The sequence below is a fragment of the Enterobacter sp. 18A13 genome (assembly GCF_007035975.1).
Classification (GTDB): Bacteria; Pseudomonadota; Gammaproteobacteria; order Enterobacterales; family Enterobacteriaceae; genus Enterobacter; species Enterobacter vonholyi.
This window is the reverse complement of record NZ_AP019634.1, coordinates 3,726,943-3,741,425: the sequence shown is the minus strand read 5'-3', so window position 1 is coordinate 3,741,425 and position 14,483 is coordinate 3,726,943. Positions and strand designations below refer to the sequence as shown.

Here is a 14,483-nt window from a genome sequence, read left to right as displayed (position 1 = left end):
ACCATGAAACAGTATCTTGAATTGATGAAAAAAGTGCTCGACGAGGGCACGCCGAAAAACGACCGCACCGGCACCGGTACGCTCTCCATTTTTGGCCACCAGATGCGCTTCAACCTGCAAGAAGGCTTCCCTCTGGTGACGACAAAGCGCTGCCACCTGCGCTCGATCATTCATGAACTGCTCTGGTTCCTGCAAGGCGATACCAACATAGCGTATCTGCACGAAAATAACGTCTCAATCTGGGACGAATGGGCAGATGAAAATGGCAACCTGGGCCCGGTTTACGGCAAGCAGTGGCGCGCATGGCCAACGCCTGATGGCCGCCATATTGACCAGATCACCACCGTGATGAACCAGCTGAAAAACGATCCGGACTCGCGCCGCATCATCGTTTCCGCCTGGAACGTCGGCGAGCTGGATAAAATGGCGCTGGCACCGTGCCATGCGTTCTTCCAGTTCTATGTGGCGGATGGGAAGCTCTCCTGCCAGCTCTACCAGCGCTCCTGTGACGTGTTCCTCGGCCTGCCGTTTAACATTGCCAGCTATGCGCTGTTGGTCCACATGATGGCGCAGCAGTGCGATCTGGAAGTGGGGGATTTTGTCTGGACCGGAGGGGATACCCATCTTTACAGCAACCATATGGAACAGACGCATCTCCAGCTGACGCGCGAACCGCGTGCGCTGCCGAAGCTGGTTATCAAGCGCAAACCGGCATCAATCTTCGATTACCGCTTTGATGATTTCGAAATTGAGGGCTACGACCCACATCCGGGCATCAAAGCGCCCGTCGCTATCTGATGCGATAAAGCGTGACACAACCGGTGCTGTTTAGCGCCGGTTTTTTTTTCGCCTATATCCCGTTTCCCGAAGCGCTATCCAGAAAGCGTGCAACGCGCTGCAACTCTTCCAATTCTCCGGATAACGCCTCGTAAAACGATATTTCGATGCTCGTCATGTTCACGGCGCTTCGCCACACTCCCGGTATGAAAAAAGAGAACGGTTTTACGCTTATCGAAACGCTGGTCGCCATATCGCTTGTCGTTATTCTTAGCGCCTCAGGGCTGTACGGATGGGACAGCTGGCAGCGGCAGCAGCGGCTGTGGCAAACCGCCAGTCAGGTGCGAGATTACCTGCTTTTTCTACGCAATCATGCCAACCGCTACAACCGCGACCATCAAATTACCCATCAGCGGGTGGGAGGCCGGGACTGTCTGGTGAGCTCTGCCGCCCAAGGCTGTGAGAAGGGCAGTCCCTTTGTGCTGATACCACTCTGGCCTGAAGTCGCGATCGGCGAGGTAACGCCGTCGCTCGCTTTCTATGGATTAAGGGATACGGCGTGGGCAGGGCGGATACGCGTCCAAAGCCGTGCAGGAGAGTGGCTGATTATTGTCTCAAATGGAGGACGCATCAGGATGTGTAAGGTCATTGGGGGAGGTTCATGTCGATGAGGCAGCGTGGTTTCTCGCTGACTGAAGTTCTGATTGCTACGGCGATTAGCAGTCTTTTGCTGATAAGCGCATCGCGATTTTTACCCGGCTTGCAGCGAGCGGTCTTAGTGCAATCCGGCCAGAGAGAACTAGAGGAAGAGGTCTGGCATCATCTGTTTTCCGTGGGCAAACAGCTTCAGCGTGCGGGGTACTGCGCGGGAAACTGTCAGGGGCAGGCGCTGGTGACCGCGAGGCTTGGAAGTTGCGTCATTGTGCGGTCGGACGCCAACAGTAACGGCAACTGGGATAACAGCGCATCAGAAAATGACAGCACCGGTTTTCGTCTGGAGTCGGGGGCGCTGGAAACCCTGCGTGGAGCGACCTCATGTGAAGGAAAAGGATGGGAAAAGCTTACTGACCCGAGCAGGCTTACGATCGCGCATTTTGTAGTAAGAACAGTGGAGCATGCCGGTTTTGCGCCAGAGGTGAATATCGAAATGGCGGCGATTCGCAAAGGCGAGAAGGGGGAGCCCTGGCAGGCGGTGTATACGGTCACGGGATACAACCTGTGAATCGTCAACGCGGCATATCTTCGCTGGCGCTGGTTCTGCTTTTACTGGTGCTCGGGACACTGATCCTCACGGGTCTCAATCAGCAGCTCATAACGTTTAGCGCGCTCGTTGGCGGCGAGAGCCGCTCGCTTCAGCAGCAGGCGACGGTACAGTCAGCGCTTGAGTGGGGACGGGTTCAGAGCTGGTCGTCAGAGCCCCAGATTCAGTGCAAAAAGACACCTGCGTGGCGAGTGTGTTTGCGCCAGCTGAGTGAGGGGCGCGCGTTACTGATTGCCGGAGACAGCGGCCTGCTGCTCTGGCGCGCAGCAGAGATTGTCGACGGGGAAGTTCGCTTTTTGCCTCACGGCTGGAGTGATTTTTGTCCCCTTAAGGAGAGCGCGTTATGCCAGCTGCCGTGAGCAAAGAAAAAGGGTTTAGCATGGTGGAAGTCCTGCTGGCGATGATGCTGCTGGTGATCGTCGTGACGGCTTTGTCGGGTTATCACCGGGCGCTGGCGGCGCGGTTTACCCTGTTTAACCAGTATCGCCAGCTCTGGCACCATGCCTGGAATCAGTCTCAGCTCTCAACAAATGTTCTCCCTGCAGGCTGGCAGGCCAGTCGGGGGCAGACAACGCACGCAGGATGTGTCAGCATCACGGTTACACTTATTTCTCCTCTGGGGCGGCGCGGTGAGCTAACGCGTCTGCATTGCCCGGTTAGCCAGTAGTCGGGAGCGTCTATGTTAAGGGTCTACCACTCAAATCGTCTGGATGTGCTGGAAGCGCTGATGGAGTTTATCGTTGAGCGCGAGCGGCTTGACGATCCTTTTGAGCCTGAAATGGTGCTGGTGCAGAGCACCGGTATGGCACAGTGGCTGCAAATGTCGCTTTCCCGTAAATTTGGCATAGCCGCAAATATTGATTTCCCGCTGCCCGCGAGCTTTATCTGGGAGATGTTTGTGCGCGTGTTGCCGGACATCCCGGAGCAGAGCGCCTTCAACAAGCAGGCCATGAGCTGGAAGCTCATGGCGCTGCTGCCGGAAATGCTGCAGCATGATGAATTCGCCATGCTGCGCCACTACCTCAATGACGATACCGACAAGCGCAAGCTGTTCCAGCTGGCGTCGCGTACTGCCGATCTCTACGACCAATACCTTGTTTACCGTTCTGACTGGTTAATTCGTTGGGAAGCGGGCGAGCTGGTTGAAGGTCTGCCGGAGGCGCAAATATGGCAGGCACCGCTGTGGAAAGCACTGGTAGAACATACGGAGAAACTTGGGCAGCCTAAGTGGCACCGTGCCAACCTGTACGATCGGTTTATTTCAATACTCGAAAATGCGACAGAGCGTCCAGCAAGACTACCGTCACGCGTTTTTATCTGCGGGATATCCGCTTTACCGCCTGTTTATCTGAAGGCGTTGAATGCGCTGGGTAAACATATTGATATTCATATTTTGTTCACCAACCCTTGCCGACAGTATTGGGGGGATATCCTCGATGAACGCTGGCTTGCGCGTCTGGTAACTCGCCAACGAAAGCGCCTTTTTGAAGAACGGTCCGTCCCGCTGTTTAAGGACGGCTCGACTGCCGGGCAGCTTTTTGACGAAGATGGTATCCAGAACCTGCCCAATCCGCTGCTTGCCTCATGGGGGAAGCTGGGGCGTGACTACATTCACATGCTTTCAGACATCACTTCCTCAGGCGAAGGTGACGTGGATGCCTTTGTCGAGATCGCTCCGGACAGCCTGCTGCATAATATTCAGTTAGATATTCTGGATCTGGAAAACCGTGCCGTCATGGGCGTGACGGCGAACGAGTTCGAACGCAGCGACAGCAAGCGTAAGCTGGACGCTGACGATCGCAGCATCACGATCCATGTTTGCCATAGCCCTCAGCGTGAGGTCGAAGTGCTTCACGACCAGCTGCTGGCGATGCTGCAGGACGATCCCGAACTGACGCCACGTGATATCGTGGTAATGGTGGCGGATATCGACAGCTACAGTCCCTTTATTCAGGCCGTCTTTGGCAGCGCGACGGGCGAGCGATATCTTCCTTATGCTATTTCTGACCGTCGTGCCCGTCAGTCGCATCCGGCATTGCAGGCGTTTATCACTTTACTCTCACTGCCGGATAGCCGCTTTATCTCCGAAGATGTCCTGGCGTTACTGGATGTCCCCGTTCTGTCTGCACGCTTCAACATCAATGAAGAGGGGCTTCGCTACCTTCGCCAGTGGGTGAATGAGTCTGGTGTTCGCTGGGGTATCGATGACGATAACGTTCAGGAGTTCGAACTTCCTCCAACCGGGCAGCACACCTGGCGATTTGGCCTGACGCGTATGCTGCTGGGCTATGCCATGGAGAGCAGTCAGGGCGAGTGGAATGAGGTGCTGCCTTACGATGAGTCCAGCGGGTTAATTGCTGAACTGGTGGGGCATTTAGCATCGCTCCTGATGCAGCTTAACCGCTGGCGACACGAGCTGCTGCAGCCGCGTCCACTTGAAGAATGGCTCCCGGTTTGCAGAGCGTTGCTTAATGATTTCTTCCTGCCGGACAATGACACCGAAGCGGCGATGGCGCTCATTGAAACGCAGTGGCAGGCTATCATCGACGAAGGCGTCAATTCCCACTATCAGGAGGCCATTCCGCTGTCGCTGTTGAGGGATGAGTTGACGCAGCGGCTTGACCAGGAGCGAATCAGCCAGCGTTTCCTGGCAGGCCCCATCAATATTTGCACCCTGATGCCAATGCGTTCAATCCCGTTTAAAGTGGTCTGTTTACTTGGCATGAACGACGGCGTTTATCCTCGCGCGCTCGCGCCGTTGGGGTTCGATTTAATGAGCGCAAATCCAAAACGGGGCGACCGTAGCCGCCGTGATGATGACCGATATCTCTTCCTTGAGGCGCTTATTTCCGCCCAGAGTAAGCTTTATATCAGCTATATCGGCCGTTCGATTCAGGACAACAGCGAGCGTTTCCCCTCCGTTCTGGTGCAGGAACTGGTGGATTATATCGGTCAGAGCCACTACCTGCCGGGGGATGAAGAGCGCAACTGCGATGAAAGCGAGAAGAGGGTGAAAGACCATATCACCTGTTTCCACAGCCGCATGCCGTTTGACCCGGTGAACTATACGGCCAGCGAGCGCCAGAGCTATGCGCAGGAGTGGCTGCCAGCGGCGAAAAAAGAGGGGAATGCGCATACCGATTTTATTCAGGAACTCGACCCTCGCCCTGTCGACACCCTGACCTTCGAGCAGCTTCAGCGGTTTTGGGCGCATCCTGTGCGCGCTTTCTTCCAGCAGCGACTACAGGTCAATTTCCGTTCTGAAGAGAGTGAAATTCCTGATGCAGAGCCGTTTACGCTGGAAGGTCTGGAGCGCTACCAGTTAAACCTGCAGCTGTTGAATGCGCTGGTTGAAGAGGAAGATGCTGAAAAACTTTACCGCCGCTACCGCGCTGCGGGACAGTTGCCTTATGGGGCGTTCGGGGAGATCGTCTGGGAGGCGCAGTGTCAGGAGATGACCGCCCTGGCAGAGCGCGTAAGAGCGTGCCGACAGCCAGGGAATAGTATTGAAATCGATCTCAACTGCAACGGGGTACAGCTCACGGGCTGGTTAACCCAGGTTCAGCAGGATGGGCTGCTTCGCTGGCGGCCTTCAATGCTTAGCGTTTCACAGGGTTTGCAACTCTGGCTGGAACATCTTGTCTACAGTGCGGGTGGGCATAAAGGCGAAAGCCGCATTTTCGTGCGCAAAGAGGGCGAATGGCGCTTCCCGCCAATGGAGTCTGATCAGGCGTTACGGTATCTGTCTTTGTACATTGATGGCTACCGCCAGGGAATGAACAAACCCCTCCTGCTACTGCCGGAAAGTGGCGGCGCCTGGATAAAAGCCTGTTATGACGCGCAGAATGATGCGATGTTAACGGATGAGGCTTCGCTGCAGAAAGCCCGCAGTAAGTTTATGCAGGCCTACGAAGGTAACATGATGGTGCGTGGCGAAGGTGAAGATGTCTGGTATCAGCGCTTATGGCGAACGCTTGAGCCAGAGTACTTTGAGGCTATTACGGAAGAGGCGCAGCGCTACCTGCTGCCGTTGTTTAAATTTAATCAGTCCTGAGTGCTGTATAAAAATTGCGCAGCTAAGGGTGTTCATTTATGATGCACTTCTTATCACGGACTGATGTACCCAAAGAAAGAGATGTTGGCGTGTCCAGCACGCAGTTTGTTTATGATGTAGCCGTGATAAAGAGGTCGTAATGCCAGGCAGCACCTTGTTTAAAGCGTTTGTTTTGTTTATTGCCCTTTGGGCGCCCGTCACTCACGCAGACTCCGGTTGGCAACCCGTTCAGGAAACTATCCGTAAGAGCGAAAAAGATACCCGTCAATATCAGGCTATTCGTCTTGATAACGGCATGACCGTGCTGCTGGTTTCCGACCCGCAGGCGGTGAAATCCCTGTCGGCATTAGTGGTGCCGGTTGGGTCGCTGGAAGATCCTGACGCTCATCCTGGACTTGCACACTATCTGGAACATATGACGCTGATGGGGTCAAAAAAATACCCACAGCCAGATAGCCTGTCCGAATTTCTCAAGATGCATGGCGGTAGCCACAATGCCAGTACGGCACCGTACCGCACGGCCTTTTATCTCGAAGTCGAAAATGATGCGCTGGAAGGGGCAGTCGACCGTCTGGCTGATTCCATCGCCGCGCCGTTGCTGGATAAAAAATACGCCGATCGTGAACGCAATGCGGTGAATGCCGAGCTGACCATGGCCCGCACGCGAGACGGTATGCGCATGGCGCAGGTCAGCGCCGAGACCATCAACCCGGCGCACCCGGGTTCGCGCTTCTCCGGCGGTAACCTCGAAACCTTGAGCGACAAACCGAATAGCCCGGTGCTGGATGCCCTGCACGCGTTTCGCGATAAATACTACTCCGCCAACCTGATGAAAGCGGTCATCTACAGCAATAAACCTTTGCCTGAGCTGGCAGACATGGCGGCCAAAACGTTTGGCCGGGTGCCGAATAAAAATATCGACCTGCCGCAAATAACCGTTCCGGTGGTCACGGACGCGCAAAAAGGTATCGTGATCCACTACGTTCCTGCCATGCCGCGCAAAGTGCTGCGCGTCGAATTCCGCATTGATAACAACACGGCTCAGTTTCGCAGTAAAACCGATGAGCTGGTGACCTACCTGATAGGTAACCGTAGCCTGGGTACGCTGTCTGACTGGCTGCAAAAGCAGGGGCTGGCGGAAGGTATTCGCGCCGATTCCGATCCGGTAGTGAACGGTAATAGCGGCGTACTGGCGATCTCCGCCACCCTGACCGACAAAGGGCTGGCCAACCGCGATGAAGTCGTGGCGGCTATCTTTAGCTACCTCGCTTTGCTGCGCGAGAGAGGCGTCGATAAGCGCTATTTTGATGAACTCGCGCACGTGCTGGATCTCGACTTCCGCTACCCATCCATAACCCGCGACATGGACTATGTGGAGTGGCTGGCGGATACCATGATCCGCGTGCCGGTGGAACATACCCTCGACGCGGTAAATATTGCCGACCAGTATGATGCCGGGGCGGTAAAAGCCCGCCTGGCGATGATGACGCCGGAGAATGCCCGCATCTGGTACATCAGCCCGAACGAACCGCATAACAAGACGGCGTACTTTGTCGATGCCCCTTATCAGGTGGATAAAATCAGCGCCCAGACCTTCGCCGACTGGCAGAAGAAGGCCGGGGAGATTGCGTTGAAGCTGCCGGAGCTGAACCCCTATATTCCGGATGATTTTTCGCTTATCAAAACGACGAAAGATTACCCGCATCCAGAACTCATCATTGATGAGCCAACGCTGCGCGTTGTGTATACTCCAAGCCGCTATTTTGCCAGTGAGCCAAAAGCCGATGTCAGCGTGGTGCTGCGTAACCCGAAAGCAATGAACAGCGCCAAAAATCAGGTGATGTTCGCACTCAATGACTATCTCGCCGGTATCGCTCTCGATCAGCTCAGCAACCAGGCCGCCGTGGGCGGGATCAGCTTCTCCACCAACGCCAATAACGGTTTGATGCTTAATGCAAACGGCTATACCCAGCGCTTGCCTCAGCTGTTCCAGGCCTTGCTGGAGGGCTACTTCAGCTACACGCCGACGGAAGAGCAGCTTGAGCAGGCTAAATCCTGGTATGCCCAGATGATGGATTCTGCCGAGAAGGGCAAGGCCTACGATCTTGCGCTTATGCCGGCGCAAATGCTGTCGCAGGTTCCTTATTTCCAGCGAGAGGAGCGCCGCGCGCTGCTGCCTTCCATCTCCTTAAAAGACGTGCTGGCGTACCGTGACGCGCTGAAAACCAATACGCGTCCGGAGTTCCTGATTGTCGGCAACATGAGTGAGGAGCAGGCTAAAACCCTGGCGCAGAATGTTCGCACTCAGCTCGGCTCTAAAGGCGACGAGTGGTGCCGCAACCAGGACGTGCTGGTTGAGAAAAAGCAAAATGTGATTTTTGAAAAGGCGGGTAACAGCACGGATTCCGCGCTGGCCGCGGTATTTGTGCCAACGGGCTATGATGAATTCGCCAGCTCGGCGCAGAGTGCCGTGCTGGGGCAGATTATTCAGCCGTGGTTCTATAACCAGTTACGCACCGAGGAGCAGCTTGGCTACGCGGTGTTTGCCTTCTCCATGAACGTCGGGCGTCAGTGGGGGCTGGGCTTCCTGCTGCAAAGCAGCGACAAACAACCGGCGTATCTCTGGAAGCGTTATCAGGCCTTCTTCCCGCAGGTGGAAGCAAAACTGCGTGCCATGAAGCCGGAAGAGTTTGCTCAGATCCAGCAGGCCGTCATCGCGCAGGTGATGCAGCCGCCGCAGACGCTGGGTGAAGAAGCCTCTCAGCTGAGCAAAGATTTCGATCGCGGTAATCTGAAATTTGATTCGCGTGATAAAGTAGTGGCCGAGATAAAACAGCTGACGCCGCAGAAGGTTGCCGACTTCTTCCATCAGGCGGTCATTAAGCCGCAGGGAATCACCATCCTGTCTCAGGTTTCCGGTAGCCAGAACGGGAAAACGGAGTACGTGAACCCGAAAGGCTGGAAAGTCTGGAAGAGCGTCAGCGCGCTGCAGCAATCTATGCCCTGGAGTAAGAAAGAATGACCGATACCGCTGAGTCCCTTGATCCCTTACGTTTACCTCTGCAGGGTGAACGATTGATTGAAGCCTCAGCGGGAACGGGAAAAACCTTCACCATTGCCGCCCTCTATCTGCGCCTGCTGTTAGGGCTTGGCGGCAACGCAGCTTTTCCACGCCCTTTGAGCGTGGAAGAGCTGCTGGTAGTCACCTTCACCGAGGCCGCTACCGCGGAGCTGCGGGGCCGTATTCGAACCAATATCCACGAGCTTCGCATTGCCTGCCTGCGTCAGAGCACGGATAACCCCCTCTACGCCAGCCTTCTGGAAGAGATTGCCGATAAGCATCAGGCCGCCCAGTGGCTGCTGCTCGCTGAACGGCAGATGGATGAAGCGTCCGTCTTTACCATTCACGGTTTTTGCCAGCGTATGCTGAGCCTGAATGCGTTCGAGTCCGGAATGCTGTTCGAACAGCAGCTCATTGAAGATGAATCCGTGCTTCGCTATCAGGCCTGCGCGGATTTCTGGCGTCGCCACTGCTATCCCTTACAGCGTGATATTGCCGAAGCGGTACACGCGCTCTGGAAAGGCCCGGAGGCGCTGCTGCGCGCGATCGATCGTTATCTCCAGGGGGAAGCGCCGGTAATCAAATCCCCGCCGCCGGCAGATGAAACCCTGGCCTCGCGGCATGAAAAAATCATCGCGAAAATTGCGGACATCAAGCAAAAATGGATGGAGTCAGTCGGCGAGATTGACGCCATCATCGAAAATTCCGGCATCGATCGTCGCAAGTTCAACCGCGGCAATCAGGGGAAATGGATCGACAAGATCAGCGCCTGGGCGCAGGAAGAGACGCGGGGCTATCAGCTCCCGGACGCGCTGGAGAAATTCTCCCAGCGTTTCCTGGCTGAGCGGACCAAAGCCGACGGCATTGTGCCTGAGCATCCCCTGTTTGTGGCAATAGAAACCCTGCTGGCGGATAACCTTACGCTCAACGATCTGATGATCGCTCGCGCCATGACCGAAATTCGCGAAGCCGTGGCGCGCGAGAAACGCCGCCGGGGTGAACTGGGTTTTGACGATATGCTGAGCCGCCTTGATGCGGCGCTGTGCAGTGAAAACGGCGAAGCGCTTGCCGCCGCGATTCGCACCCGCTTCCCGGTTGCGATGATAGACGAATTTCAGGACACCGACCCTCAGCAGTACCGCATTTTCCGCCGTATCTGGCGCCAGCAGCCCGGTACCGCGCTGTTGTTGATCGGCGATCCAAAACAGGCCATCTACGCCTTCCGCGGGGCGGATATTTTCACCTATATGAAAGCCCGCAGCGAGGTTGACGCACACTACACGCTCGATACCAACTGGCGCTCCTCTCCCGGCATGGTGGAAAGCGTCAACGCGCTCTTTAGCCGCATGGATACGGCGTTTATGTTTCGGGAGATCCCGTTTCAGCCGGTAAAATTTGCCCCGAAAAATGCCTCGCTGCGCTTCGAGTTTAACGGCGTGACGCAGCCTGCCATGAACTTCTGGCTGCTGGATGGGGAAGGCTGCGGCGTTGCCGACTATCAAAATGCCATGGCCCAACACTGTGCTGCGCAAATCTGTGACTGGCTCAGTGCCGGGGCGCGGGGCGAGGCGCTGCTGTGGAAGGGGGATAACCCCACCCCGGTAAAGGCATCGGATATTACGGTGCTGGTGCGCAGCCGTCAGGAGGCCGCATTAATCCGAGACGCCCTGACGTTACTGAATATCCCATCCGTCTATCTGTCGAACCGTGACAGCGTCTTTGAAACGCTGGAAGCGCAAGAGATGTTATGGCTGCTCCAGGCCGTGCTGGCCCCGGAGCGGGAAAGTACATTGCGTAGCGCATTAGCCAGCGCGATGCTCGGACTGAACGCGCGGGATATAGATGCGCTCAACAATGACGAAGCCGCGTGGGATGCTGTGGTAGAGGAGTTTGTGCGCTACCGCGAAAAATGGCAGAAGCGTGGAGTCATGGCGATGGTGCGCGAGCTCATGGCACAGCGCCACATTGCGGAGAATATGCTGGCTACCGCAGGCGGCGAGCGTCGTTTGACCGATATTTTGCACATCAGTGAGCTTTTGCAGGAAGCCGGTACGCAGCTTGAGAGCGAGCACGCCCTGGTGCGCTGGCTGGCGCAGCAGATTGCCGATCCGAACAGCAATTCATCCAGCCAGCAGATGCGCCTCGAGAGTGATAAACATCTGGTGCAGATCGTCACCATTCACAAGTCGAAAGGCCTGGAATATCCGCTGGTCTGGCTGCCGTTTATCGCCAATTACCGCGTGCAGGATCAGGCTTTTTACCACGATCGCGAGTCGTTCGAGGCGGTGCTCGATCTCAGCAACGCGGAGTCCAGCGTTGAGCTGGCCGAAGCCGAGCGTCTGGCGGAAGACCTGCGCCTGCTTTACGTGGCGCTGACCCGTTCGGTATGGCACTGCAGCCTGGGCGTTGCGCCGCTGTTCCGTCGCCGTGGCGAAAAGACCGGGGAGAGCGATTTTCATCTGAGCGCGCTGGGGCGGCTTATTCAACAGGCTGAGCCCAAAGACGCGGCGGGCCTGCGCCAGTGCATCGAATCGCTTTGCACTGAGCATGTTGCCCTGCATATTCCATCGCTGCCCGATAACAGCCGCTGGCACATGCCGGATCCGCACGAGTCAGATCTCCATGCCCGTCAGGTGGTACGTACCATTGCCGACGACTGGCGCGTTACTAGCTACTCCGGCTTACAGCAGCACGGGCAGAGTATTGCGCAGGATCTGATGCCAAAACTGGACGTGGATGCCGCAGGAGCCGGTAGCGTACCCGTTGAGCCTGTGCTGACGCCACACCAGTTCCCGCGCGGCGCTTCGCCGGGCACGTTTTTGCACAGCCTGTTTGAAGAGCTGGATTTCACCCAGCCGGTTTCCGAAGAGTGGGTGCTGAAGATGTTACAGAGCGGTGGTTACGACGCACAGTGGCAGCCGGTTCTCACCGACTGGATCCGCGCGGTTCTGCACGCGCCGCTCACGACGCAGGGGATTTCGCTGAATCAGTTGACCGCCAAAGATAAGCAGGTGGAGATGGAGTTTTATCTCCCCATCGCCAGCCCGCTCAGGGCCGAGGCGCTTGATGCGCTGATCCGCGAGTACGATCCGCTATCTGCCGGATGCCCGCCGCTGAATTTCCGCCAGGTGCAGGGGATGCTCAAAGGCTTTATCGACCTGGTTTTCCGCCACGAAGGACGCTACTACCTGCTGGATTACAAATCGAACTGGCTCGGTGACAGCAGTGAAGCCTATACCCAACAGGCGATGGCGTCGGCAATGCAACTGCATCGCTACGATCTGCAGTACCAGCTTTACACCCTGGCGCTACACCGTTACCTGCGCCATCGCATGGCCAATTATCGTTACGAAGCGCATTTTGGCGGCGTGATTTACCTGTTCCTGCGCGGCGTGGATGCTAACGACCCGCGTTCCGGCATCTTTAGCACGCGTCCGGCTGAGGAACTGATTGAAAAAATGGATAACCTGTTTGCCGCAGGCACGGAGGAGGTGGCATGACGATGCAGGCGCTACTGCTGGACGCGGTTGAACAACGATTACTGCGCCACCTGGACGTGCAGTTTGCCATGATGGTGGCAGGTGAGGAGCCTGCCGTCATGCTTGCCGCAGCCATTCTTAGCAAAGACGCGGGAGAGGGGCACGTGTGCCTGCCGCTGTCGCGTCTGGCGGTGGATGAGAAAATGCCTCCGGCTTTACAGGCGTGTTTCGCGCAGCTTGGTGACGCAGTGGACTGGCAGGAGATATTACTCGGCTCGCCTGCCGTAAGCGGAGCCGATACCGGGACGCCGATGATCCTTGTCGGCGAACGTTTGTATCTTAACCGGCTGTGGCGTAACGAACTGACGGTGGCACGCTTCTTCAGTGAGAGCAACGCCCCGCTTCCCTGCGATGAAACGCAGCTCCGGCAAACGCTGGATGCGCTGTTTATATCTGACGATGCGACAGACTGGCAGAAAGTGGCAGCTGCCGTGGCGTTAACGCGTCGGATCTCGGTCATTTCTGGCGGTCCGGGCACCGGGAAAACGACCACCGTGGCAAAACTGCTCGCCGCGCTGATTCAATTATCGGGGGAGCAAAAGTGCCGTATTCGCCTGGCGGCCCCCACCGGTAAAGCCGCTGCGCGTCTGACGGAGTCGTTAGGCGGCGCGCTGCAAAAGCTGCCGCTTACCGGGGAGCAGCTTGCACTTTTTCCCAATGAAGCCAGCACGCTGCACCGTTTGCTTGGCGCACAGCCTGGCAGTCAGCGTCTGCGCTACCATGCCGGTAACCCGCTGCACCTGGATGTGCTGGTGGTGGATGAAGCCTCAATGATTGATCTGACGATGATGTCGCGTTTGATTGATGCGCTACCGCCGCACGCGCGCGTCATTTTCCTCGGCGATCGTGACCAGCTTGCCTCCGTAGAGGCGGGGGCCGTGCTGGGCGATATTTGCACCTATGCCAGTCTGGGATATACCGCTGAACGCGCTCAGGAATTAGCCCGTCTCACCGGATGTACGCTCACCTCTGAAAGCCACTCGCTTGCAGGGGCGTTGCGCGACAGCCTGTGTCTGCTGCAGAAAAGCTACCGTTTCGGCAGCGATTCCGGCATCGGCCAGCTTGCGGCGGCCGTAAACCGGGGAGACAGACACGCCACCTCAGCGGTGTTTGCCGGAACCTTTACGGATATTGAGAAAAAATTGCTGCAAAACGGGGAAGAGTATCAGGCGATGCTGGACGACGCTCTGCAGGGGTATCAGCACTTTCTGACAAGCGTACAACAGCAAAGTGCGCCTGAGCAGATCATTGCCGCGTTTGGCGAATACCAGCTGCTCTGTGCGCTGAGGGAAGGCCCCTTTGGCGTCCGGGGTCTCAACGACAGGCTGGAACAGCTGCTGGCGCAAAAACGCAAAATTAACCGTACCCCGCATTCGCGCTGGTATGAAGGGCGACCGGTGATGATCTCCCGTAACGACAGCGCGCTGGGGTTGTTTAACGGTGATATCGGGATTGCGCTCGACTGCGGTCAGGGACTACGCGTCTGGTTCCAGATGCCGGACGGGAGCGTGAAGTCCTTCCAGCCCAGCCGTTTACCCGAGCATGAAACCGCCTGGGCGATGACGGTGCATAAATCTCAGGGCTCCGAATTTAACCATGCGGCGCTGATCCTGCCTACGCAGCTTTCACCCGTTATTACCCGCGAGCTGATCTATACCGCCATTACGCGCGCGCGTCAGCGCCTGTCGCTTTATGCCGATGAACGGGTGCTGGTGCAGGCGATCGCCACCCGTACGGAACGCCGAAGCGGGCTGAGCGCGATATTTGAGTCCCTCTGAACGAAAGCCCTCG

At 56.7% G+C, this 14,483-nt stretch carries 9 protein-coding genes; all 9 read left to right on the top strand.

Going from position 1 to position 14,483, the window contains the following annotated elements:
- Positions 1-3 precede the first annotated feature (3 nt).
- The 9 genes from thyA to recD all read left to right on the top strand — a co-directional run bounded on the left by thyA (position 4) and on the right by recD (position 14,470).
- Positions 4-798, top strand: coding sequence for a thymidylate synthase (gene thyA / locus FOY93_RS17970; protein WP_111966081.1), 795 nt, complete (start codon positions 4-6; stop codon positions 796-798).
- 185 nt (positions 799-983) lie between these two features.
- Entirely contained in the window at positions 984-1,448 is a 465-nt protein-coding gene (locus FOY93_RS17965) for a prepilin peptidase-dependent protein (protein WP_111966104.1), read from the top strand.
- A complete protein-coding gene (locus tag FOY93_RS17960; protein WP_143345478.1) occupies positions 1,439-1,999 on the top strand; it encodes a prepilin peptidase-dependent protein in 561 nt (186 codons plus the stop codon). Before FOY93_RS17965 ends, FOY93_RS17960 begins: the two co-directional genes overlap by 10 nt.
- Positions 1,996-2,397: a DUF2509 family protein gene (locus FOY93_RS17955; protein WP_127732206.1), complete on the top strand. Its 402-nt coding sequence runs from the start codon at positions 1,996-1,998 to the stop codon at positions 2,395-2,397. The genes FOY93_RS17960 and FOY93_RS17955 overlap by 4 nt, the downstream gene beginning before the upstream one ends.
- A complete protein-coding gene (locus FOY93_RS17950) occupies positions 2,382-2,705 on the top strand; it encodes a prepilin-type N-terminal cleavage/methylation domain-containing protein (RefSeq protein ID WP_133295081.1) in 324 nt (107 codons plus the stop codon). Before FOY93_RS17955 ends, FOY93_RS17950 begins: the two co-directional genes overlap by 16 nt.
- 12 nt (positions 2,706-2,717) lie before the next feature.
- Positions 2,718-6,092 (top strand): exodeoxyribonuclease V subunit gamma, encoded by a 3,375-nt coding sequence (recC, locus tag FOY93_RS17945; RefSeq protein ID WP_143345477.1) that lies wholly within the window; start codon positions 2,718-2,720, stop codon positions 6,090-6,092.
- Between the two features lie 139 nt (positions 6,093-6,231).
- Positions 6,232-9,114 (top strand): pitrilysin, encoded by a 2,883-nt coding sequence (gene ptrA / locus FOY93_RS17940; RefSeq protein ID WP_136195114.1) that lies wholly within the window; start codon positions 6,232-6,234, stop codon positions 9,112-9,114.
- On the top strand, positions 9,111-12,653 hold the full coding sequence (gene recB, locus FOY93_RS17935; RefSeq protein ID WP_143345475.1) for an exodeoxyribonuclease V subunit beta: 3,543 nt from the start codon (positions 9,111-9,113) through the stop codon (positions 12,651-12,653). Before ptrA ends, recB begins: the two co-directional genes overlap by 4 nt.
- On the top strand, positions 12,650-14,470 hold the full coding sequence (gene recD / locus FOY93_RS17930) for an exodeoxyribonuclease V subunit alpha (protein WP_143345474.1): 1,821 nt from the start codon (positions 12,650-12,652) through the stop codon (positions 14,468-14,470). The genes recB and recD overlap by 4 nt, the downstream gene beginning before the upstream one ends.
- Positions 14,471-14,483: the final 13 nt, after the last annotated feature.

Bases quoted from the DNA above. Each gene is read 5' to 3' on its own strand.
- recB (WP_143345475.1), top strand. From the start codon at position 9,111: ATGACCGATACCGCTGAGTCCCTTGATCCCTTACGTTTACCTCTGCAG.
- recD (WP_143345474.1), top strand. From the start codon at position 12,650: ATGACGATGCAGGCGCTACTGCTGGACGCGGTTGAACAACGATTACTG.
- ptrA (WP_136195114.1), top strand. From the start codon at position 6,232: ATGCCAGGCAGCACCTTGTTTAAAGCGTTTGTTTTGTTTATTGCCCTT.
- FOY93_RS17960 (WP_143345478.1), top strand. From the start codon at position 1,439: ATGTCGATGAGGCAGCGTGGTTTCTCGCTGACTGAAGTTCTGATTGCT.
- FOY93_RS17965 (WP_111966104.1), top strand. From the start codon at position 984: ATGAAAAAAGAGAACGGTTTTACGCTTATCGAAACGCTGGTCGCCATA.
- recC (WP_143345477.1), top strand. From the start codon at position 2,718: ATGTTAAGGGTCTACCACTCAAATCGTCTGGATGTGCTGGAAGCGCTG.
- thyA (WP_111966081.1), top strand. From the start codon at position 4: ATGAAACAGTATCTTGAATTGATGAAAAAAGTGCTCGACGAGGGCACG.
- FOY93_RS17950 (WP_133295081.1), top strand. From the start codon at position 2,382: ATGCCAGCTGCCGTGAGCAAAGAAAAAGGGTTTAGCATGGTGGAAGTC.